This window comes from Acinetobacter sp. WCHA29, assembly GCF_002165335.1.
Lineage (GTDB): Bacteria > Pseudomonadota > Gammaproteobacteria > Pseudomonadales > Moraxellaceae > Acinetobacter.
This window is the reverse complement of sequence record NZ_NHRQ01000028.1, coordinates 1-23,598: the sequence shown is the minus strand read 5'-3', so window position 1 is coordinate 23,598 and position 23,598 is coordinate 1. Positions and strand designations below refer to the sequence as shown.

The 23,598-nt window shown below is 37.4% G+C and carries 22 protein-coding genes and 2 pseudogenes; 20 read left to right on the top strand and 4 right to left on the bottom strand.

Going from position 1 to position 23,598, the window contains the following annotated elements; translation table 11 throughout:
- On the bottom strand, positions 1–1,350 hold the full coding sequence (locus CDG59_RS13605; RefSeq protein WP_087545785.1) for an anthranilate synthase component I family protein: 1,350 nt from the start codon (positions 1,348–1,350) through the stop codon (positions 1–3).
- 516 nt (positions 1,351–1,866) lie between these two features.
- Here CDG59_RS13605 and CDG59_RS13600 point away from each other — a divergent pair.
- The 6 genes from CDG59_RS13600 to CDG59_RS13575 all read left to right on the top strand — a co-directional run bounded on the left by CDG59_RS13600 (position 1,867) and on the right by CDG59_RS13575 (position 10,067).
- Positions 1,867–2,856: a DUF6160 family protein gene (locus tag CDG59_RS13600; protein ID WP_087545784.1), complete on the top strand. Its 990-nt coding sequence runs from the start codon at positions 1,867–1,869 to the stop codon at positions 2,854–2,856.
- A 272-nt stretch (positions 2,857–3,128) separates the two neighbouring features.
- A complete protein-coding gene (locus CDG59_RS13595) occupies positions 3,129–3,962 on the top strand; it encodes a C39 family peptidase (RefSeq protein ID WP_087536797.1) in 834 nt (277 codons plus the stop codon).
- 45 nt (positions 3,963–4,007) lie between these two features.
- A complete protein-coding gene (locus CDG59_RS13590; RefSeq protein ID WP_087545782.1) occupies positions 4,008–5,123 on the top strand; it encodes a hypothetical protein in 1,116 nt (371 codons plus the stop codon).
- Positions 5,124–5,135: 12 nt separating this feature from the next.
- Positions 5,136–6,800 carry an OmpP1/FadL family transporter gene (locus CDG59_RS13585; RefSeq protein ID WP_171295047.1) on the top strand — a complete coding sequence of 555 codons (1,665 nt, stop codon included), beginning with the start codon at positions 5,136–5,138 and terminating at the stop codon, positions 6,798–6,800.
- Between the two features lie 11 nt (positions 6,801–6,811).
- Complete coding sequence (gene filE, locus CDG59_RS13580; protein ID WP_227519130.1) at positions 6,812–8,035, top strand: putative pilus assembly protein FilE; 1,224 nt, start codon at positions 6,812–6,814, stop codon at positions 8,033–8,035.
- Between the two features lie 19 nt (positions 8,036–8,054).
- On the top strand, positions 8,055–10,067 hold the full coding sequence (locus CDG59_RS13575; protein ID WP_087545776.1) for a hypothetical protein: 2,013 nt from the start codon (positions 8,055–8,057) through the stop codon (positions 10,065–10,067).
- A 38-nt stretch (positions 10,068–10,105) separates the two neighbouring features.
- On the opposite strand, the gene CDG59_RS13570 is transcribed toward CDG59_RS13575, so the two are convergent.
- Complete coding sequence (locus CDG59_RS13570) at positions 10,106–10,654, bottom strand: NUDIX hydrolase (protein WP_005158740.1); 549 nt, start codon at positions 10,652–10,654, stop codon at positions 10,106–10,108.
- 120 nt (positions 10,655–10,774) lie between these two features.
- Between CDG59_RS13570 and CDG59_RS13565 the strand changes: the two genes are divergently transcribed.
- The 8 genes from CDG59_RS13565 (at position 10,775) to CDG59_RS13530 (ending at position 17,360) form a co-directional block, all read left to right on the top strand.
- Positions 10,775–11,389 carry a CoA pyrophosphatase gene (locus CDG59_RS13565; protein WP_005218190.1) on the top strand — a complete coding sequence of 205 codons (615 nt, stop codon included), beginning with the start codon at positions 10,775–10,777 and terminating at the stop codon, positions 11,387–11,389.
- A 36-nt stretch (positions 11,390–11,425) separates the two neighbouring features.
- Complete coding sequence (locus tag CDG59_RS13560; RefSeq protein WP_171295046.1) at positions 11,426–11,953, top strand: gamma carbonic anhydrase family protein; 528 nt, start codon at positions 11,426–11,428, stop codon at positions 11,951–11,953.
- A 145-nt stretch (positions 11,954–12,098) separates the two neighbouring features.
- Positions 12,099–12,797 (top strand): tRNA (adenosine(37)-N6)-threonylcarbamoyltransferase complex dimerization subunit type 1 TsaB, encoded by a 699-nt coding sequence (gene tsaB / locus CDG59_RS13555; RefSeq protein ID WP_087545773.1) that lies wholly within the window; start codon positions 12,099–12,101, stop codon positions 12,795–12,797.
- An 8-nt stretch (positions 12,798–12,805) separates the two neighbouring features.
- Entirely contained in the window at positions 12,806–13,627 is an 822-nt protein-coding gene (locus tag CDG59_RS13550; RefSeq protein WP_087545772.1) for an undecaprenyl-diphosphate phosphatase, read from the top strand.
- Entirely contained in the window at positions 13,627–14,436 is an 810-nt protein-coding gene (locus CDG59_RS13545; RefSeq protein ID WP_087545770.1) for a class I SAM-dependent methyltransferase, read from the top strand. Before CDG59_RS13550 ends, CDG59_RS13545 begins: the two co-directional genes overlap by 1 nt.
- A 202-nt stretch (positions 14,437–14,638) precedes the next feature.
- The gene (locus CDG59_RS13540; RefSeq protein WP_004663809.1) at positions 14,639–16,084 is read left to right on the top strand and encodes a C13 family peptidase; all 1,446 of its coding nucleotides are present in this window, start codon (positions 14,639–14,641) and stop codon (positions 16,082–16,084) included.
- Positions 16,053–16,892 carry an S-formylglutathione hydrolase gene (gene fghA, locus CDG59_RS13535; RefSeq protein ID WP_087545769.1) on the top strand — a complete coding sequence of 280 codons (840 nt, stop codon included), beginning with the start codon at positions 16,053–16,055 and terminating at the stop codon, positions 16,890–16,892. The genes CDG59_RS13540 and fghA overlap by 32 nt, the downstream gene beginning before the upstream one ends.
- Before the next feature lie 264 nt (positions 16,893–17,156).
- Positions 17,157–17,360 carry a hypothetical protein gene (locus CDG59_RS13530; protein WP_143225228.1) on the top strand — a complete coding sequence of 68 codons (204 nt, stop codon included), beginning with the start codon at positions 17,157–17,159 and terminating at the stop codon, positions 17,358–17,360.
- A gap of 199 nt (positions 17,361–17,559) precedes the next feature.
- On the opposite strand, the gene CDG59_RS13525 is transcribed toward CDG59_RS13530, so the two are convergent.
- Positions 17,560–17,835 carry a DUF2218 domain-containing protein gene (locus CDG59_RS13525; protein ID WP_087545765.1) on the bottom strand — a complete coding sequence of 92 codons (276 nt, stop codon included), beginning with the start codon at positions 17,833–17,835 and terminating at the stop codon, positions 17,560–17,562.
- Positions 17,836–18,029: 194 nt separating this feature from the next.
- On the opposite strand from CDG59_RS13525, the gene rpe reads away from it, so the two are divergent.
- From rpe to CDG59_RS13495, 6 genes and pseudogenes are all read left to right on the top strand, one after another.
- Positions 18,030–18,716 carry a ribulose-phosphate 3-epimerase gene (gene rpe / locus CDG59_RS13520; protein ID WP_087545764.1) on the top strand — a complete coding sequence of 229 codons (687 nt, stop codon included), beginning with the start codon at positions 18,030–18,032 and terminating at the stop codon, positions 18,714–18,716.
- Positions 18,717–19,081: 365 nt separating this feature from the next.
- Positions 19,082–19,501, top strand: a complete 420-nt coding sequence (locus CDG59_RS13515) for a hypothetical protein (RefSeq protein ID WP_087545762.1) — start codon at positions 19,082–19,084, stop codon at positions 19,499–19,501.
- Between the two features lie 68 nt (positions 19,502–19,569).
- Complete coding sequence (locus CDG59_RS13510) at positions 19,570–21,498, top strand: copper resistance system multicopper oxidase (protein ID WP_087545761.1); 1,929 nt, start codon at positions 19,570–19,572, stop codon at positions 21,496–21,498.
- On the top strand, positions 21,485–22,384 hold the full coding sequence (locus CDG59_RS13505; RefSeq protein ID WP_087545759.1) for a copper resistance protein B: 900 nt from the start codon (positions 21,485–21,487) through the stop codon (positions 22,382–22,384). The genes CDG59_RS13510 and CDG59_RS13505 overlap by 14 nt, the downstream gene beginning before the upstream one ends.
- Before the next feature lie 82 nt (positions 22,385–22,466).
- Positions 22,467–22,973, top strand: coding sequence for a cobalt transporter (locus CDG59_RS13500; RefSeq protein WP_087545757.1), 507 nt, complete (start codon positions 22,467–22,469; stop codon positions 22,971–22,973).
- A gap of 6 nt (positions 22,974–22,979) precedes the next feature.
- Positions 22,980–23,384: pseudogene (locus tag CDG59_RS13495) on the top strand (hypothetical protein); the annotation flags it as partial.
- Between the two features lie 16 nt (positions 23,385–23,400).
- Here CDG59_RS13495 and CDG59_RS13490 read toward each other — a convergent pair.
- Positions 23,401–23,598: pseudogene (locus CDG59_RS13490) on the bottom strand (IS701 family transposase); the annotation flags it as partial.

Sequence of the window (23,598 nt, the reverse complement as noted above, 5' to 3'; positions counted from 1 at the left end):
TTAGTTCTCAGATTTTTGCCATGTATTGAGCAAATCAAGCATGGCAGAAATTTTATCAAAGCATTCTTGGTACTCGGCTTGGGCATCAGAAGCAACCGTAATGCCGCCACCTGCCCACATCGATAATTGATCCTGATATTTTTGAATACTGCGGATTAAGATATTCCAGCAACCTGTTCCATCAAAATTAAAATAACCCAAACTTCCACAATATGCGCCACGTGGAGCACCTTCTAATTCATTAATAATTTGCATAGCGCGAATTTTGGGTGCCCCTGTAATTGAACCACCCGGAAGAGCGGACAATAACATCTGCATGGGGTTTACTTCTTTTTTTAAGGTTGCAGTGATTTCACTGACCATATGATGGACTTGGTTGAAGCTTTCAATTTCGAAAAGTTTTGTCGTTTCTACAGATCCTGTTTCTGCATAAACACTTAAATCATTCCGAAGTAAATCAACAATCATCACATTTTCAGCCTGATCTTTTTCAGAGCGGCTGAGCTGATCTTTAGATTGTTGGTCTTGCTCGGCATCATCAAAACGAGGCATTGTACCTTTAATTGGTCGTGTTTTAATTTTTCGATTTGTTTGAAATTCGACAAACAATTCTGGAGAACAGCTGAGTAGCTCAAAATCATGTATCTTGAGATAGGCAGCATAAGGTGCATGGGTGAGCGCCCATAAATCCTGTGCTCGATCTAATAATGAGCCTTCTGTTTTTGCAATAAACTCTTGAGTTAAATTAATCTGGTAGCAGTCACCAGCTTTGATATATTCCTGCACTTGATTAAATGCATGTAGGTATTGTTGCTTAGACCAGCGCGGATAGCATTTTTCTAATAATGAGAAAGGTGTTTTTTGAATATTGATTGATTGATTGATTAGATTTATGACATTTTGATAAATACTTTCAGCTTCATTTTCATCACTATAAAAATACCAAGCATCATCCTGAAACTTTAAAAAAGTCGAATATAGACCTAAGAAAAAACTGGGTTGATTTCGTGAAACCATGTTTATAAATTGATTTGCACTATAGTCATAGCTAAAAAAGCCAATATATCCACCACCAAAAGTAGTTTTCATTGAACTTTGTGAATGGGATTGAAAATTTAAAAAATCGCTAATAGGTAAGGTTGCTTGTACATTCTTATATTTATTAAATTGAGTTTTACAAAATTTTTTGAGTTTTGACTGTTCTAATACTAAAAATTCTTGAGGCAAAAAACCAATTGTCGGAGTGTGATTGTCATATAAATAAACTAAACCAGTGAGTTCATTCAGCTGTATAAGAAGGTCAAATGCAGAGGTGAGTTGCGTGTCAAGTTTTTGCTGAAAATGAGACATATAACAAAAATACATTCATATACATTTGGAAAATATAATTGTACTACAATCATCTAAACTCTACTGATATTTATCCTGTAGATAAAAGTTGAAAAATATTTCTGAAATGTATTGTGATTCTGTCTACTGAAATTGTAAAACAAGTTGCAATTTTCATGAATTGGTTTAAGAAAGCGCAATTGTTTACATTTTGCAGTGATTTGGGCGGATGATAAAAGGTTTAAATAGGATATTTGACTATGATTTTCTAAAAATGCTGATTAAAAAACTATAGTGCTTTCCATATGTTAGAGCATATAAATTAAAGTGGTGCACGAAAAAAGTATTATGCCGTTTGTCGGGTTATTTATAAAAAACGATTAACAGTAGTTGAACATAAAATAACAAACCTGTAATTTAGTACTTGCTAAACGAACTACTCAAGGATTGGAAGTTCAATTTGTCATTAAGAAAAAAACGACAGTGAACAGCAGAGTAGTGAAAGTCAAAAAATAAATGCTCTTGGGAGAGTGCTCAATGAAAATGTTTACTAAACTAGCTTTAGTTTCTTCAATGGCGATTAGCGCGAATGCAATGGCTATGCAGTCAATGGATGATGCTGCACTAAGCGCTGCAACAGGTCAAGACGGTATCAATATTGGTATCGGTATCTCTAAAATTGAAATTGATAAAGTTTTAATTCACGATAACGATGGTTTGACAAATACTACATTAGGCGGTACTAGTACTGCTGGTGCAATTGTAATTCAAGGAAACGGTACAGGTCTTACTGCTACTAAAGGTGTTGTAATTACAGCTCCAATGTTGAATGCTACTACTGTTGATAATACTCGTGCTTTAGCATCACATAACCTTGCTGACCTTACAATTGATACAGATGCTGGTACTGGTACAAATGGTGCTTTCCTTAACGTTGCAGCAGCTGTTTCTGGTTTAGATATCTACATCGGTGAAATTGGTGTGTCTGGCTCTAATGCAGCAAGCACTACAGTTCGTCGTGGTAATGATACAACTAACTACAACGCAATTTTATCTGGTTTAACAATCAAAACTGGTAAAATGGATGCAAATATTCAGCTAGGTGCTGCTCCACAAGGTGCGATGATTGTATTAAATACAACTATGCAAGGTGGTTTAGAGATTAAAAACCTAGGTATTGTTGATAGTTCTACAAAAACTGGTACTGCAGATGGTACAACTGGTAACCGTGCTGCTGGTCAAATTTACCTTGAGAGCATCAAAGTTGCTGATGCTAACGCTGCAAACTTAACAGTGAATGCTGCTGTAAGTGTTGTTGGTAAAGAAGACACTAATAACGGTTACTTAAAAATTATCACAGGTTCAGGTGCTACTACACCTAAAACTGATATGTACATCAAAGGTATTCATTTAGGTAGCCAAGCAGCAGCTTCAATTGGTGATGTGGAAGTTCAAGGTTTACAAACTTACTACTTCAACGGTACTGCAAATGTTCAAGGTTCTATGATCACTATTTCTGGTCACTAATCTTATAACAAAAAAAGCGCACTAGTTGCGCTTTTTTTATTTGAAATAAGTATTTTTATGTGCTAAAAAATGGAAAATAGTTTTGCTAAAGCACAATAAATTACTTAATGACAACTAATTTTTATTAAAAAATACATTTCGTCAAAAAAAACTAAAAAAAAGCTGCTTTTTTTTATAAAAAAAGGTATCTTCAACATTCAGGGATGAGGTGTTTACGGACACTAAAATAAAATGAATAAGGCAAGTTGTGCCACTGTTAGAAAAAGAGACTTATGTTAGAGATCGCTTTAGGCTCAGCATTGATGTATTACTTTACAACGCAAGCCTTCGAAATAGAAAAAAAACCAGAGGGGACTGTATATTATACAGAGACCTTAGATTCTCGTAATCCTTCTTTTACACGTAATCATCGTGAGGCGGTCACAATTAAACCTGCTATAGAAGATCAATTTCGGGGTATTGTTCGTCAGGCGTATGACTACAGTTGTGGATCAGCCGCATTAACTACGCTGTTAAATGGCTATGGTGGTTTACGTTTGACTGAACAACAAACGATGACAGGTTTGCTTCAGTATGGTGAGTATCAACGTATTATTGAGCGCCGTAGTTTTTCTCTGTTAGACATGAAGCGATTTGTTACTGCACTTGGGTTGAATAGTGGTGGTTATCGAGGGGAGTTTTCAGATTTAACCAGTTTAAAACAGCCTGCAATTGTTCCTATTACTTATGCTGGTTTTAAACATTTTGTTGTATATAAAGCATATAAAAACGGTCGAGTTTATGTGGCTGATCCATCATTAGGCAATATTAGTTTTGATGAAATTCGCTTCAAACAGATTTGGGATAATAATACACTTTTCATTGTAGATATTCCGGAAGAGTATCGTAAAAATTTATTAGCGTTGCAAGACTCAGATATGCGCCATGTAGAAGATGCAACTGTTAATAAATACGCGCTTGCGGAAATTCAGTTTCCGACACAAAAGTTTGAACGTATGGCTGATAAGGCATCAACGATGCGTAAAGTATTAGATGCAGATCCGACCTCTGCTACTTACAATCAACCAATTACGACTTTTATGCGCTTATATTACAAGCGGAAGTAATTTAGAAATCATTAAAATTAATGTATTAATAGGATGTAAAGCAAAATGAAAAGTCCATGGATGAACATCAGTGTGTTGGCATTAAGTATGAGTGCAGTAACAACAACACTTTATGCTGAAGAACAGAAATCAACGGAAGTTCAGACCGAACAAACAGCGCAAGTAGATCAAGCTACAAATGTAGTGAAAGATGAGTCCAATGTAAAAGCTGGTGATAGTCAAGCAACACAAGCAGCAAATGCATTACAAAAGCAAGAAGGTGATGCGACTAAAGAAACAAATTTACAAGAAGTATTTACATCTAACGAACGTCAATATTCATTGATAAAAAAAGGTGTTATTTCTTCTTATTATGACATTGATTACACATACTATCGAGACAGTAGACTAGATCTTGCTACGGGCGATAGTACAAGTGCTTTACAACGCTTACGTGTTGAAGAAGATGCAAACCATACACTGACCAATACATTTACCACGCAATATGGTTTACTTGATAACTTGACCTTATCAGCATCTATTCCATTAATCGCTAAAAAAGATCTTTTACAGGATAAGACAGCCGCAGGTTTAGGTGATGTTTCTTTTGGTGCTCGTTGGGAACCATTTCCATTAAAGCAAGGGCGTCTTCCGTTGGTTTTATTTGGTAACTTATCAACTAAAACTGGTGATAGTCCTTATGAAATTGGTATTGATGAGCTGTCAACTGGTAAAGGTTATTATTCTGTTGGTTTTGGTGCAAGTACTCGCAAATACATCGATCCTGTTGTGCTTTTCAGCTCAGTATCGGCGAACTATGGTCTGAAAGAATCTGGACTTAACCAATTACGCGGAAACAGAGTGTTGGAAAGTTTTGATCCAGGTTTAAGTGGTGGTTTTTCATTCGGATTTGCATATTCGTTTAACTACGACGTATCACTCACAATGTCCTATCAGCAAAGTTTTAACACTGGTGCAAAATTCTACTTCAAGAATGATGAAAGTTATCAATCGGCCGATCAAAGTAGTGCCATGTTGTCATTTGCATTGGGCGTAAGGGTATCACCTGAAACAATTGTAAATGGCACCGTTGCTATTGGATTAACGGAAGATGCGCCAGATGTGTCCTTGGGCTTGTCATTCCCACTCGATATTATAGGTTTCGGCAAAAAAGTTCGTTAAGGAGATGTAATGGTGAAATACCTAAAATTATGTCCTTTAACGGCAGCAATTTTTTTAGCTAGCTTATCAAATATTGCCAATGCGCAATTGGGACAAGACTTATCTGTAGACTTACGTTCTCTTTCTTTGGGGAATGCTGTCACCGCTGATCCACCAGGCATTAGTGCAGTACATTTTAATCCAGCAGCACTGGCGAAAATTGATGGTTTACAAACTGATGTACAAGGGATTTTAGCTAATTTTGCTATTCAACGGGATTATTCAGCTCCTGCTGGTTATAATGTTTTTGGTTATTCCGATGATCCATTGGTTTGTAATGACGGACCAGAAGTTAGAACTGGAATTTGTACAGATTTTAAAGGAACAGTTCACGGGGACGTTGAATACGCAAGTATTTATGTACCGATTCTTAAAAAAATCGTAGATTTAGGACCTAATGCTCCATTAGCTGCACCAACTGCAGCGATTGCTTATAAGCCACCTGGTTCCAAAGTAACCTATGCGACAGCTATGTACGCACCATTAGTTGCAGGTTTTGGCGCAGAAGATGGTAATCCAAGTAATTATATGGGCCAACAAGTTGCATTAGAGCGTATTACCTATTTATCGCCCTCTTTTGGTTATCAAGTGAATGATCATTTATCAGTTGGTGCATCATTTGGTATGTCTTACCAAGCGATCGCACTTAAAACGGATCTACGCTTTCCAAATGAAATGATTGGTGTATTGCGAATGGTAGATGAAGTGGTATGTACTCCATTTAAGAATAATGGGGATATTATCACCGATTTACTATTATTTGGTATTTGTAACGCCAAAGAAGGTATGAACCCGTTTAGTAAAGTGGGGGCAATGGATGTATCTTTAGAGCAATCATTAAGTCCAAGTTATAATTTGGGCGTATTATGGGAGCCAACCGATGATTTTAGTTTTGGTATGGTTTATCAAAGTGAAGCTAAAATGCGATTGCGAGGTAAATATTTAATTAATAATGCGACAGCTCCGCAACAACTCGTAGCTGGTTTAAATTCGTCAGCGACTGGTCAAATTCTTGCGGCAATTCTTGGCTTGCCTGGGTATATTCCTAATGTGGAATCTGGTTTAGTTGCCATGGATTTTAAATATCCACAACATTTTAAAGCGGGTATAAAATATAAAATATTTCCCGACTTGCAAATGAACTTTGATCTCGGTTGGACCGACTTCGCTGCATGGGATAAGTTTAAGTTTGAATTTGATCGACAAATATCATTATTAAAGGTTGCTAAACTTTTGACTGCTGATGTAACGGATCGTTCTTTAGCTTTACCTTTAAAGTTTCAATCATCTTGGCGTTGGGGAATCGGTTTTGAATATTCAGCAACTGATCGGCTGAAGTTACGCATGGGTTATGAGCCTCGTACAAGTTCAATTCCGGATGACAAGCGCAATACGATGGTACCAATTAATAATGCTCAACTGTTCGGTTTAGGTGCTGGTTATCGATTTGATCAAGATACAGATTTAGATCTTTCAATTGGCTTCTTACGCAGTCGTGATGATATTCCTGCAAATACTAGTAGTCTTGCAAATAAAACAGGGGTTGATAATATTTTATTAAACCCGTATGCAGGCCTAGATATTAAAACCAATACTAAGGTAACTTTGCTTGGTATCAGCTATAGAACAAAATGGTAATGTTAACGACTATGATAATAAAACAATCTAAGCTTGCAATATCTGTAATTTTTACTGTTATTGCAAGTACTTCGGTTGTATATGCACAAGGTTTTTATACAATTATTGGCCCTGATGGAAGACCAATGATTATTCCTAAAAAACCAACAGAAAATGAGAATAGAACAGATAAGGTTATACGTTCTAATGATGTTGATTCTCCAGCAGCATCAGAAAAAAATCTACCTGTTAGAAATAATGTCAATTTAAATTTACCAACAATATCAATGTCTAAGCAAGATGCTGTTAAGAATGCAGTTAAAATGCAATCATCTTCAGAATCAAAATTAGCTTCTGACGCAGAAGTAGTCCATCAACCAAAATCTCAAAATTTTATAAATACTTCAAAAGAAATAATTGATGCAAATACGAATAAAAAGATAACACCAAAATTAAATGTTGCTAGTAAAAGTCTAACTAATATTGAGGCAGAATCATCTGCTTCATCTGCTTCATCTGCTTCATCTGCTTCATCTGCTTCATCTGCTTCATCTGCTTCATCTGCTTCATCTGCATTCATAAAAGTAGATGGTATTGAATATGTGAATAATGAATATTTAGAAGATCAGGAATTTAATTTAGAGGGTAAAAAGCGTTTTTATAGTATGCCTGATGGTACAGGACGTATAGAGACGATAGAGCGTAAAAAAGGCGTAAGTCGATCAATTTTGGATAAAATATTAAACAAATCAAACCAGAGTCTAAATTCAATTACTTTATCTAATAATTATGTTCGTTTATCTGCACAAGATTTATCTCTAGCATTTGAGAATGATCGTTGTTTCTTAGAAAGTTATAGCAAAAATAAAACAATCAAGAGTTTAGTTCCCGAAAAAGAAATTGGCTTATGGCCTCGGAAACCTATAAAAGAAAAATTTGAATATGAATTGGTCAAGCTTGATCAAAATATTCAATATATGCAATTTGATTCTTATGCATCTAATACTGATAAACCGACATATTATTGGCCTTTAGTGATTTTTTTAGATAAGTCTGGTTGTATATTAGAAGGCGTGAGTGGATTTAAGAATCAGAAGATTCCAGCAACATTATTACAACATGCAGCACTTCAAGGTGTAATTAAGATACCGCCTAAAAGTTATTATATGATGATGACTCCATTAGCATCAGCCGTGGATGTTCCAGAGCAGGAACTTTCAAATCAAGGACAGATTAAGATTGCTGCTTTACAGTAAGCATTAATAGGATGAACCCATGACAAATAACAAAATTTTCTTACCCTTTGCTTTAACGACATTAGTAGCATTATTACAAGGTTGTGGAGGCGAGAGTACAAAAATTAATGAAGATCCAAATAAAGGGGTTAGTGGCGTAACAACTAGTACGAGTTGTACGCCTACAAGTAGCGACTGTCTACCCTTTGCCATGGATTATCCTATTTCTGGTTTAAATTTTGATTGTAGTAGCGATAAGGCAAATCACTTTGCAACTAAACTTGATTCAAATGCTGTTGGGGGAGCTTGTAAATTAGGCGACACTGCAACTTTTTATATACAAGGTAAAGATGCTAGGAAAATTAACCTTGGTATTGTGAAATTAGATGATATTTCTAAGATTAATGACTCAAGGTATCCAGTACCACGGCTTCGAGTAATTGATTTAGCAAGCGCATTAACAGGAAAAATGCCAACAGCACTTGATCCAAATGATGAGACTATTCGTGTAGCGATAGCATTAATAAAAATTTTCCATAGTATTGGTCTTGAGCAAGAAGATAACGCTTTGGGGGATATTCAACCTACTCAGATTACTAACGAAAAGAAAGATCTATTATCTCAATTAACTAAAGATATTGGTGTTGCTGAACTGAGTAATGGTTCTTACGTTGATATCTTAAAGCCATGGTTAAGTGTTAGTAATGTAACAGATGAACAAGCGATGGTGCTGCTTCAGCGTCTCTTAAATTTATCGAATGCAGGTGTATGGCAAACAACAATACCTTTCTTAAAGGCGGGTACAATTACACCTTCAGTTAAGACTCCAGATGGCTTTTTTGGTTGTAATCAATCAAATTATAATGATTGTGTAAATCCTGATAAAGGTAATGACCTTATACATTCGATGGGGGAGGTCTTTTTACTTACAGATCGACAAGGATATACAATAGGAACAGGTCAACAATGGCGAGGTCCTGCAAGTTTTATAGAGGGTAAACTTTATCCACCACTTGTATTAATTACTAAAGTCAAAGCTCAAAAAGTACAAATTAATCCTCAAAATACGTGGTTGAATCCGATTAATCGTGAAATAAACTCTAACCAACCGCTGCGTTTTGCTTTGACAACCAACCCATCAGAAGACTTAAAATTTAAGCAAGGTAAGTTGATTAATGGTCATACAATCCCTGGGACAGAATATATTTATAGAGTTTTATTAAATGCTAAAGATACTGACCCTGTAAATACAGCACATTTGGGGCAATGGGAGCAAACTATAGGTGGTCAAGCTTATAATGGAAGTTTAGAAATCTATAAAGCAAACCCGCCAAGCTACTTAGGTAAAGATGTTTTTAAAACCAGTACAAATGTAAAAACAAATCAAAAATATATTTTCCCTTTATATGCGACTCTAATTTTTGGTTTCTCTGATAATAGTATTCCTGACTCAGAAAAAATTAAGTTAGGGATTGTAATTGACGAAAATGGTGATATTCGAACTGATATTCGTAAAAATTCTACATCTAGTGATATGTCCGGAGAGTGTGCAAAAATCCAATCTATTAATTCAGATGGGACGATCACTGATGAGTTTGGAGAGACTCAATATCGTATAGGCTCTACAGGAGCAACCTCTTTTACACCTACAAGTAAATCAGTATCTGTCCGAGCAATTTTATCTAATCCAAAATTTGGTATATTAAATGGTGCGATGTTTGGATTGAATGTTGGTGTTATTTATAATGAAACGATTAAAGCTATTGGTGGCGCTAAAATTAATATTCACAATTTATTAAGTGATGCCCCACAAAAGGAAATAACATTAACTGACTTTACTGAGACAAGTAGTACAGTATATTGGTCAAACACTTACGCTTATTATCAGGGTGTGTATGTAAATCTATACGATAATTTAAAAGACACGGATAAAAATAATTATGTTAAACCTACAGATGAAGATCGTAAAATGGCTAAACGCTGGACTGGTCCAGTGACTATTCAACTAGCGGATCAAAATTTAAACGCATGTAAAGCTGTTAAAATAAAGTAAGAGTTAAATAAAAAGACCGCGATAAGCGGTCTTTTTATTTAACCTGTATGATCTAAACGTGTACCTAATGTTTCTAAATGAGATGGAAATAATCCTAGTTTACGATCTGCAAAATAATGCTTTAAAGTTTGCTCTACACTCGGAAATGCGAGTTCTGCCCATGGGATATCATGTTCTTCAAATAAACGGCATTCGAGACTTTCTTCTCCAGCTCCAAAAACACCATCTTTCAATTGTGCTTTAAATAGAACATAAATTTGCCCGATGCGTGGAATATTATACATACAGTATAGTTGTTCAATATCAACTTCGGCTTCAGCTTCTTCTCGTGTTTCACGAGCAGCACCTTGTTCCATGGTTTCAAATAATTCCATGTACCCAGCAGGAAGTGTCCATAGCCCATAACGTGGTTCGATGGCACGTCGACACAATAAAACTTTATTATCCCAAATGGCTAATGCACCGCAAATAACTTTCGGATTTTCATAGTGGATATTGCCACAGTGTGTACAGACGAGCCGTGTTTTATGATCACCTAGCGGGATTTTTGCTTCAGTTTGATGTCCACACGCAACGCAAAAGCTCATAATTATCATCAGCTACAGAGATAACTCAGCATAACTGAATTTTGATCACTTCGCATCATGATCTATGATTGTGATTGAAATTTCAGTTATGATGATTTGTAAGGAAAATGAGAAAAAGAGATGAGTCATATGGAAGAACCATCGTTAATACAGCTTTTACAACAACGGTTGCGTTTTTCCAAACGAATCCAACAAGCTGATGCAGCGGTTTTAATTGCAATTACACAAGAACAGCAACCTAAGGTCTTACTCACACGTCGTTCAATCCATTTATCTCAACATGCAGGTGAGGTGTCTTTTCCAGGAGGAAAGCGTGATCCGAGTGATACCAGTAATATTGTAGTTGCTTTGCGTGAAGCACAAGAAGAAACAGCGCTTAATCCGTTCGATGTCAAACTGTTAGGTGATCTACCGATACAACGTGCGCGTAGTGGTTTATCTGTGAAACCGATTGTAGGATTAATTCCCGCAGAAGTAGATCTAATTGCACAACCTACAGAGATAGATCGTATTTTTTTTGCACCATTGCAGCAGTTAATTGATGCACCACCTTTACCCTATGAAGTGCGTTTAGCTCGACAATCAATTTATTTTCCGAGTATGCAGGTTGAAAATGAGATCGTATGGGGTTTAACCGCTCGAATGTTAGTATCATTATTTCAGTATGGGCTAGGACATCAAAAAAAATGGCCTTTTTTAGTTAATCCTCCTCATTTTGGATTATCTAAATTCTAATCACGTCTTATTAAAATAGAGTAGTATTTTGTCATGATGTACACATATCAAGGATTGAGCCCTAAAGCATTACATGAACCTTGGGATGGCTGGATTGCACCGAATGCAACGGTGATTGGTCAAGCTGAGTTAGGTCGCCAAGTTAGTATTTGGTTTGGTGCGGTTGTAAGAGCTGATAATTGTAAAATTCGGATTGGAAATTTCTCGAATATTCAAGAGAATGCAGTTTTACATACTGATGCAGGTATTGAACTGAATATTGGGGATTATGTGACAGTCGGTCATCAAGCCATGTTGCATGGCTGTACGATTGGAGATAATTCTTTAATTGGTATCAATGCTGTAGTTTTAAATAATGCGGTGATTGGTAAAAATTGTATTATTGGTGCAAATGCATTGATTCCTGAAGGTAAAGTTATCCCTGATAATTCTGTAGTGATGGGATCACCAGGAAAAGTGATCAAAACTTTAGATGAGCAAGGCGCTGCACGGTTACGCTTGAGTGCTTTACATTATGCTGAACATTATAAGAGTTTTTTAGTATTGGAAGAGTTTAATTTCTAATAATTACGAATTGATATAGTGTGTTTCTTGAGTCAAGTATATCCTTGGCTTTTTTGTATTTATAAAAAGTCAATAACTCGCTTAGGACGCTTGAGTGGGGTATGATACTCGACGTTTTTTATCTCTTTTAAGCTAAGGTTTTTGCATGAAGTTGCTTGCATTGGAAACTGCAAATGAGCACTGTTCAGTTTCATTAATTGATGATGTTCAAGAACTCTATTTTCAATTAGATGAGCGACCAAAAGCACAAACGCAAACCATTTTGCCATTAACTGAACAGGCACTATTACAAACTCAAACTCAATTGGCTGATTTGGCTGCAATTGCGTTTAGTCGTGGGCCAGGTTCATTTAGTGGTGTACGTATTAATGCTGCGGTTGCTCAAGCTTTGGCATGGTCACAAGATTTGCCTGTTATTCCTGTATCAAGCTTGCAAGCGTTAGCGCAAGCTGCATATCGTTTGACAGGATTACAGCAGGTTACAGCTGTTTTAGATGCACGTATGCAAGAAGTTTATATTGCTAATTTTAGTCTAGATGAAAATGGCATTATGCATGCTGTCGATGAAGAAAAATTATTAAATTATGAACAAGCGACCGCATATCGTAAATTTACGGCGATTGGCTCAGGTTCAGAATTGATTAAGCCAAGTCAAATAGACTCGCAAGAGGCTTCCATTCTAAAAACGTCTGCAACAGAAATTCGAGCAACTGCACAAGACATTGCAACAATTGCGCAAATTTATGCTGTACAAAAAAAATGGGTTGATGCTGAGCATGCACTCCCTGTGTATTTACGTGATGATGCATGGAAAAAAATTCCAGAACAAAGTAAAGCGAATTAAGGTTAATTATGGATTTTTTATTGCTATTTAAAGCAGCAATTATGGGGTTGGTGGAAGGGATTACCGAATTTCTACCGATCTCAAGTACAGGGCACTTGATTCTAGCAGGGCAGTTGCTAGATTTTTGGACGCTTGAAAAACGAGATATGTTTGCGGTTGCTGTGCAAATTGGTGCGATTGCAGCAGTAATTTATGAGTATTGGGGCAAACTGTGGGGCGCATTAATTGGCGCACTCACAGGACAAGAGCAAGGTCGTCGTTTAAGCCTGAATTTAATCATCGCTTCTGTTCCAATTGTGATTATTGGCTTGAGCTTTGGTGATGTGGTAAAGGCTTATTTATTTAATGCGGTCACGGTTGCAATTGCATTAATTGTCGGTGGTTTCGTTATTTTATGGGCGGAACGCCGTCCGCATCAAATCGTGAGTCAAGAAGTTGAAGATCTAACATTCAAGCAAGCCACATTGATTGGTTTGATTCAATGTCTTGCATTAATTCCTGGGACATCACGTTCTGGTTCAACCATTATTGGTTCATTATTCTTAGGTATTTCACGTAAAGCAGCGGCTGAATTTTCATTCTTCCTCGGTATTCCTGTATTGATGGGGGCAGGCTTACTGGATATGTATAAAATGCGTCATGAATTACATAGTAATGATATGGCTATTTTAGCAGTTGGAATTATTGTTGCCTTTGTTTCAGCTTTAATTGTGATTCGTGCATTAATTCGTTATGTCTCTAAGCATGATTTCACCGCTTTTGCTTACTACCGTATAGTGTTTGGTTTATTCATTTTGGCGACATGGTGGACAGGTTGGGTGCATTGGTAATGCAGATGATCTGTTGGTATCAGACGGAGTACGCGGAGCAATTTCAACAACTTCAAACCCGATTAGCGAGTTTGGATGTCGAACTAAAAGGTCAAATCGTTGAAAAAGTGAATGCACGTTTCCTTCGTCTGAATCCAGACATGGCTTTGGTTTTAGATGAAGATGGGCTGAGTCTGGCTGCGAATGGGATGAAAATGCAACCGGATTGGCGTGCTGAAATTCCTCGTTTAAAACGAGCCAGTCTGAAATCCGAAATGATCGCAAGAGCATGTCAATTAGGTGAAAAACCTAATTTAATTGATGCAACAGCTGGCTTAGGTCATGATAGTTTATTGATGGCTTATTTGGGTGCTGATGTGCGTTTAATTGAACGCCATCCCGTCCTATTTGTATTATTAGAATATACTAAAGCCCAAGCAGAACGAGATCCTTTTCTGCAATCTGTTATGCCACGGATTCAACTCATTTATGCTGATTCAACTGATTATTTACATGGATTAAGGCAGCGAGATGAACAGATCGATGTCATTTATTTAGATCCGATGTTCCCACAGCGAGATCAAAACCACCAAGCACAAAAGAAACAGGCACAGGTCAAAAAGCAAATGCAATTATTGCATATGTTATTACCTGAAGATGGTGAAATGGATTTAGGTGATGAATTACTGCATCTTGCCAGTAAAATCGCTAAGCGCGTTATTGTAAAACGACCTCGACATGCAGTTTATTTGGCTGATCAAACTCCAGATCATCAATGGTTAGGTGATGCTTGTCGTTTTGATGCATATTTTCCCAAAAGTTCAACTTAACTTTTATCCAAGTGATTGTTTAGCTTAGGTGAATGCTCGGTAAAGATTTGTGATATAGTGCAAAAGCATGATTGATAAAAAATTCTTGTCGAGATTAAATGAAGGAAAGACGTTGTTCCTTTTAGGAAAAGTCATCTTCATTTGATAAAAGATAGACATATTTTCAATCTAAGCTTGAAAAGAGAAATACCCGAAGAACTTTATGATCGACCTCAAACCTTCCATTAATATCTGGCATGATTTTAAAAGTAACCAAATTGCTGGAATGTGGTTGTTCCTTGGGTCTCGACGTTCCTTACAGATTGTTCATCCATCAATTACCCAGCTCATTATTTGGGGTATTTTAGGTGGTTGTACCAACTCACTTTATAGCTGGTTGGTGGCAGGGCAAATTGGTGAGTTCAACCCTCAAGGTTTGATTGGTTACGCACTGTGGCCTTTTATTGCCTTAATTGTGGGGATTTTCCTTTCGCAACGCATGAACCAAGCCCGTTTAATGCTTGTACCTGCATTATTATGGTTAGTGCTTGATACCAATATCTTATTATTACAGTGTTTGATCCAATATTTAGGTTCAAATGGCTATCTAAATTTCATTCCCGATACAATCTATAATGGTTTCTTACCACCATTATTTGTTGGGCTATTTGTTTGGCAAAGTCTGGCTGTGATTTGGGTATTTTCACGGGCATTGAATTGGCCGTGGTGGGAGCGTGCTTTAGTTTTTATTGCGACTATTGCAACCATGGTGGTTTGGCAACTTTCGGTAAAAGATCAACCGATTTGGAAAGTTGAAGAAACACCACCAAGTTTTGCTGAAGATGCTTTTTATGCGCAAAGTCATGTGTTGGACAAAGCTTTAGATCAAATCCAATATGGTGATATTGCGAAAAGCCATTGGTATTTTATGGGCGTAGCTGGGGATAGCTACGCTGATGTTTTCAAATCTGAAATTGAACGCATTAGAGAGCAATTTGATACTCGTTTTGGAACGTTTGGACGTTCGATTATGTTGATTAATAATCCTGCGACACGTTTAGATGTTCCAATTGCATCTAAAACCAGTATTGAGTTAGCCTTGCGTCGGATTGGTCAGCAGATGAACCGTGATAGCGATGTATTATTTCTTTATATGACATCCCACGGTGAGCGTAATCATTTTGAAATTGAAAATGCACCATTAGAATTAGGGCAAGTCGACCCGAAATGGCTACGTGAAACGCTTGATAAATCAGGGATTCGTTGGCGAGTGATTGTAATTTCAGCTTGTTATTCAGGAAGTTTTATTCCAGCATTACAGTCACCTGAAACCTTAATTATTACTGCTTCAGCCGCAGATAAAACCTCTTTTGGTTGTAATAATGAAGCGGATTACACTTATTTTGGTCGTGCTTTCTTCGATTTGGCGATGCGTGAACAATCCTCAATGAAAAAAGCATTTGATCAGTCTAAACAAACTGTGACACAGTGGGAAACAGCTCAAGGATTTGAACCATCCGAGCCGCAATGGGCTATTGGTCGTAACATGGAATTGATGTTGCCACAACTTGAGCCATATTTATTCCCAACGCAAAATATCACAACAACAGACATTACAAAAACACAGGATAATCAACATGCAGCTACTGCAAAAAAATCGTTGTTTTGAAGGTGAACAGCGTATTTATCAACTGGAATCACAGCATCTTAAAGGTTTAACCAAAGTTGGAGTGTATTTACCTCCTGCTGCTTTAGAAGAAAAGCCTTGCTCAGCATTATTTTATCTTGCGGGTTTAACTTGCACTGAAGACACCTTTGCAATTAAAGCACATGCACAACGTATGGCAGCTCGGCTGAGTCTGATTTTAATTAGCCCTGATACCTCTCCGCGTGGAGAGGGAGTTGCACAGGGCGATTATTGGGACATTGGTCAGGGTGCAGGCTTTTATATCAATGCCATTCAACAACCTTGGGCTGAACATTACCAAATGGAGTCTTATTTGGTTGATGAACTTTATGCACATGTTTTACAAGCATTTCCGATTATTGAAAGTCAGATTGGAATTTTTGGACATTCAATGGGAGGGCATGGCGCATTAACCTTGGCGTTTAAATACCCAGAGCAATTTAAATCGGTTTCAGCTTTTGCTCCGATTTGTGCGCCAAGTATTTGTCCGTGGGGAGAAAAGGCATTTAGTCACTATTTAGGTACAGATCAACAGCAATGGTTAGCACATGATGCAACGGCTTTAGTTCAGCAAAAGGGTGGAGTCTTTGCGGAAATTTTAATTGATCAAGGTCTAGAAGATCAGTTTTATGCTCAATTGAACCCTGAAAAGTTTAAGCAAGCTTGTCTAGAAGCAGGGCAACATTTAACTTTACGCCAGCACAAAGGCTACGATCATGGTTATTACTTTATTCAAAGTTTTATTGATGATCATCTGCAATTTCATGCGATTCAGTTAGAAAAGCATTAAGACTATTTTGTAGTCCATTTGATATGTGGGTTAAATTGTTAGATAGAGTAATGCCACGAAATGAGAAGAAAAATTGTGCGATATCTTTTTTTAATTATATGGTAGTTATGCCATATACCTGTAGTTAGGGGCTTAGCCCTCAACCTTAGCCACTAAGGAAAGTTCATGAGCAAAGTACGTAAAGTAGCAAATCTGATGATAGGCCTCCTTATTGTTGGTAGCATCTCTTATTGCTCGTATTCCTTTGGTAGCGCTGAGAGCCGTATGCGCCAAACCTGTGGTGAAATTACTCTTGGTATGTCAGTTGCAGCATTGACTGCCTTCGCCAAGGAGCATGGTCTTAATCTTCCTCACCAAGAGTCGGGTGTGATCTTTATGGTAGAGTCAAAGACCTTTGGGCGGTGGGGTTGTCGTGTAACACTTGAAAAAGGGGTAGTGCAAAGTGCAGAGTACAACTTTGCAGATTAAAGTGGCTAACAGTCGTTTTAAGATGGATACTTCAACGTGCCGCCTTAACTTCAACGTTATGGCTTATTGATAAAGATATGACATCAGATATTTTCGAAAAATTAGATAGCTTTGGGATTAAGAATGATCACTTACAGTTCCATATCCATACAATTCGAAAAAGTAATTCATTAAAAAAGAAGCTCTTTCGAGCTTCTTATTAATGATGTTGCCACTCAACAATAAACTCTTGTTGTGCTATACGATTTAAATGATCAATAACCACCTGTTCTAGACGAGCAACATCTTCTTGCTGATTTTCAATCAATACATCTAAATGCTGTTCTTGTGGTGTAAGCGTCACTGTTGCTGTAGGCATAAAAATTTTTGAATACTGCTCAGTCTCTGATACTTCAAATTTGTGCCTCCAGTGATTCAATAAACGTTTACTGATACGTTTACCATCGTGAGTTGTAATTTGTGTCGTACTATTCATTTTTTAACTGCATATGATTTCACCATTAAAAATAGCAAAATCATATGCGTTTAAAAACAGTATTCATGCAACGTGTTGTTGCAAGTTTGCAAGTTTGCAAGTTTGCAATGTCGTAATCGTATCTTTGTAACAGCCTAAAGCCGATGAATTTGTTATAATTCAATTATCATTTTTCAAAGTTTGCCAGGTCATTCATGTCCAAGCCTTATTTAATTGCTCCTTCGATTTTATCTGCTGATTTTGCACGTTTAGGTGAAGATGTAGAAAAAGTTTTAGCTGCGGGTGCAGACGTTGTGCATTTTGATGTCATGGATAACCATTATGTACCAAACTTAACTTTTGGTGCAGGTATTTGTAAGGCATTGAAAAATTATGGAATTAAGGCGCCAATTGATGTGCATCTGATGGTTTCACCTGTTGATCGTATGATCGGTGATTTTTTGGAGGCAGGCGCAGATATTATTACTTTCCATCCAGAAGCAACGGATCATATTGATCGTTCTTTACAACTGATCAAGGCGGGTGGTGCGAAAGCAGGTTTAGTTTTCAATCCAGCAACCCCTTTACATTACCTTGATTATGTTCTCGATAAAGTAGATCAAATTTTATTGATGAGTGTGAACCCTGGTTTTGGTGGGCAAAAATTTATTCCAATGACATTGGGGAAACTTCGCCAAGCACGCAAAATCATTGATGCCAGCGGTCTTGATATTCGTTTAGAGGTTGATGGTGGTGTTGGTCCAGCAAATATTCGTGAAATTGCTGAAGCGGGTGCAGATATGTTTGTAGCTGGTTCGGCAATTTTTGGTCAACCTGACTATAAAACTGTAATTGATCAAATGCGTGCAGAATTAGCTCAAGTTGGTGCAAAAGAAATTTAGTGTTTTCATCGTATTTTTCACATAAGGTTGTGGATAACTTTGTTTATAACTGGGTGGATAACCGTGTTGATAAGCAAGTGGATAAGATGTTGTTAAAATAAACAAAATGATTTCAGTTGTTTATATTCTCAACAAAAATATCAAAAAAGGACAAATTTTTGTCCTTTTTTTGTGCATCAAGTCCTTTATTTTGTTTTATTTTTGTTCATAATGTATTTTATTCTTTTTCGTTTGATAAATCGGCAGTTCTGTTGCTTAAATGCAAGGAATTAGCATAATTGAACATAAAGTAGATTGTGCATAAGATAGAAAGAAATTATGCTAAGTAAATCACATTCATTTGATGATTGATCCAAGGATATTTAGTGCAACTTCATAAAAAATACAAGCATCTATGGTTTGTATTCCTGATGATATTTTTCATCGGGGGAAGCGGTGCGTCTATTGCAGCAGTCCAAAAGATTCAACTTGATCAAAAGATGTCTACAGCGCAAGTGATACCATGTCATGATCAACAGATGACACGTCCGCATCATCAAATGGATATGTCGCATGATGTAACCAATGTGGTTAAATGCCATGATGGGCAAACGCAAGATCAGCAACATTGCCCCGATTGTAATAATATTTCACATTGTCAAACGATTAATTTTGCACTCGATCAACAAATTCCAAGCCTGTCTGTTTCACCTTTTTTTGAGCTAAACACTTATAAAAATACTGAGTATCAAGCTCGTCATCTTGCAGGGCATTGGCAAGAAATTTTACGTCCTCCTAGAACCTAATCTGTCTTAGAAACTCTTTTTCGCTTCAACGAGCGAGTTAAAAATAGTTCACAGATTAGGAAAATATTATGTCCTCAAAAATATATGCTGGTGTCATTGCTGGCTTAAGTCTAATTTTTGCGCCTTATACTTTGGCTGCAATAAAAGAATATCATCTGAACATTAATCAAGGAATGGTCAATGTTACTGGAAAACCTGTCAAACGTATTACGGTAAATGGCAAATTTATTGCGCCGTTATTAGAGTTTGAAGAAGGGGATGAAGCGGTCATTCATGTGCATAATCAACTCAAAGATCAAGATACGTCATTACATTGGCATGGATTGCTTTTGCCAGGATTGATGGACGGTGTACCCGGTTTTAATGGCTTTCAGGGCATTAAGCCAAAGAGTGATTTTACCTATCGTTTCAAGGTGCGCCAAAACGGAACTTACTGGTATCACGCCCATAGTAAAGGACAGGAACAGGATGGTTTATATGGTCCTCTGGTGATTTATCCAAAAGGAAAACAGCCTGTTGCCGCATATGAAAAAGCTGAGCGTGATTATGTGGTGATGTTGTCTGATTTTCATGAAACGGAAAGCGACAAGATCATGGCAAATTTGAAGAAGTCGGCTGAGTATTACCAAAACCAACGTGAAACGGTGGGTGATGTCTGGAGGCAGGTGAAACAAGACGGTTTAAAAGCAACGTGGCAAGATCGTTCGATGTGGAACCAGATGCGGATGCTCAAAACCGATTTATCTGATGTCACTGGTTATACTTTCTTGGTGAATGGGAAAACACCTCAACAAAATTGGACAGGCGCTTTTAAAATGGGTGAAAAGATTCGTTTGCGCTTTATCAATGCGTCAGCCATGTCTTTTTTTGATGTGCGTATTCCCAACCTAAAAATGACAGTCGTTAGTGCCGATGGTCAGCCAGTGAAACCCGTTCCTGTGGATGAGTTTCGTATTGGCACAGCAGAAACTTATGATGTGTTAGTGGAACCTAAGCAGGCACATTATCAAATTGAAGCTGAATCAATCGACCGTTCTGGTTTTGCAATTGCTTCATTGCACAATAGCATGACACCGAATACGCAAAAGGTTCAGATTCCTAAAGCGCGCCCACGTGCATTGTTGACGATGGAAGATATGGGCATGGATCATGGTTCGCATGGTCAGATGGATATGAGCAAAATGAACCATGGTTCAGATCAGCCAGTGAATATGGCCAAGATGAATCATAGTCAGCATCAGATGCCTCAAGGTAAAGCACCAGTTACACCGATGCAAAAAACAGCGATGGATCATCGCTCACATGAAAAAATGGACATGTCGAAAATGGATCATAGTGGACATGGTCAGATGGATATGAGCATGATGGATCACAATGTTCATACGCAGATGACGATGGGGGAGATGGATCATAGCCAGCATCAAGCGGCTGCATCTTCCACAAAAGTAAGTATTGATCATGTACAGGGTTGGGCGAATGCAGCAACACCAATCGGTCAGAAAGCCTTAACTTATGCAGATTTGAAGTCGTTGCAATCACAACCAAAGCGTTATAGTCGTCCAGCAGAGCGAGAATTGGTGATTCGTCTTGGGGGCACGATGGAGCGTTACATCTGGACGATTGATGGTAAAAAGTTTAGTGATCCTGATTTTAAGCCTTTAACCGTGCGTTATGGCGAGCGTATTCGACTGAAATTTATCAATGAAAGTATGATGGCGCATCCGATGCATTTACATGGCATGTTTATGCAGTTGGAGAATGGTCAGGCACCGCAGGATATGCCAAATAAACATACGGTGATCGTGCCGCCGGGCAAAACTGTTACAGCTCTACTGACTGCGGATGAGCTCGGTGAATGGGCGATTCATTGTCATCTGTTGTACCACATGAGTGCGGGCATGATGAGTAAATTGATTGTCGCAAATGTCGATGGCAGCAAAGTTTCACAAACTATGTCTGTTCAACCTACTCAAGGAGCGAGCCATGCACATCACTAAGCAAGCTTCTAAGATGAAACGCTATACACAATTATTGGCAATTGGTGGCATGGTTTCTTGTTTGAGTGTATTTGCATCTGCACATGAGGGGCATGATCAAATGATGCAAATGGATCAGTCGGTACAACAGAATATATTGATGGAGACATCATCTCCTGTTGATCATTCAGAACATCAACCTGAATTAAAGCAAGTACCATCTGATATTCAACATGATACACATGATCATCATCGTGAACATGGTGGACAAATTTATCAAGCCACAGCGATTAAAAATGCATGGATCGTTGATGACAATGGTCGAGGCAGTGCCAGTACTGAGCTAAAAACATGGGTGGGAAGTGATAAAAATAAAATATTCATTCAAGCACATGTTGAAAAAGCAGAATCGGAAAAAACTCAAACCGAAACAAAGCTGTTATACAGCCGCAATGTTGCTGACTTTTGGGATGTACAAACAGGTGTTCGTTATCAATATCAGCCTGAGCAAAAGCATGATAAAAATCAATGGGACGCGGTATTGGGATTACATGGTCTAGCGCCGTATTTTTTTGAAACCGAAGCCTATATTTATGCAGGTCAAAACCAACGCTGGCAACTGAGTTTGGAAACAACACGGGATGTATTATTTACGCAAAAGTTGATTGCTCAACCTTATTTGAATGCAGATGTAATATTCAATGATGAGTCAAGTTATGCAAATAAATCTGGATTATCTAAACTTCAGATAGGCCTGCAAACGCGTTATGAAATCAGTAAAAAAATCATGCCATTTATTGATGTCGCTTATGCATACAACAAAGGTTTGAAACAAACCGAATTACAGTCGGCTACAGACAGTAAAAAAGGTTGGCTATATGGTTTAGGACTTACGTTAAAGTTCTGATCCTTTGTCTAAAATGTCACTATCTTGAGATACTGTTGGTTTATACTAGCAGTATCTTTTTTGAGTCATTCATGGTGCATAAATGGCTTTAGAACAACAAGACAATTTAATAACTGATAAAGCAAATGAATCTCTAAGTCGGAGAGAAAAAACACAAAATTTGATAACTCAATTTGACACTGTTCCACGTGATGGCGGCAGTATGAAAGTCAGTTTTTATTATATTCCACACATGAGTAGTTTGGTGGAAGTACAACGTATTCGAAAAGCATTATTGCCATTTGCTGAAATCTTAGTTGAACATAGTATTGATTTGGATACACGTCATCTAACTTTATATCATCATTATGGAATTGATGAGGTGACAATTGCTCTAATTCGCTTGAGCTTGGGAGCTGAGTTACAACAAACTTTGTCACATTATGAACCTTTAGAAATAAATACTTTGAATACAGATACTGCAACTTTACAGGACCATAAAGTTGAGTCGCAGGATAATTATTTAAGTGTTTTAGGTCATTTTTTAATTTCATGCTTCAATCATTTAAAGCAATGGATAAAATGCTTACAGAGAAAGAAAGAAGGATAATTAAGCATGCCAAGATGGATGTATGGCGTACTAGGATTGGCTATTGCATGGTTGGTTTGGACACAGGTATTAAAACCAGCGCCAAATATTAGTCAAATGACCACTCAACAAGGCGTACAAATTAATGCATTGGAGCGTTATGAAGGCGCATTTCGTGTGCTTTCTAGAGAAGACTACAATTTAGGGCGTGAAGCTGAATTTTCACCAATGGATATTGCTGTTGGTTGGGGAGATATGGCAAATCCGCAGATCTATAAACAAATTGATGTATCACAAAGTAATCGTTGGTATCACTGGCGTATAGATCATCAACCGCCTATTTCTTTGCGAGAAATCGCAACGCATAGTGCCAATATGCATCTGGTTCCTGCCAATGCTTATGTCGCATCTCAAATGAAAAAAATTAAAAAATAGGACTTACGCACTATTATTTATAGATTCTCTGTGGTAGGAGATGATTTTTATCGAGAATAAAGTCATCAATGAAGTCTTTGATGATTGGTCTAAATAATTTCTTCTGCCAACGATATACATTTTCAAAGATCCGCTCAAACTGGTTCTTTTGTATCTCGACGTAGGCCATCAAGGCTGCAAAAATATGATTCAAAATCAGTTTAGATCGTCT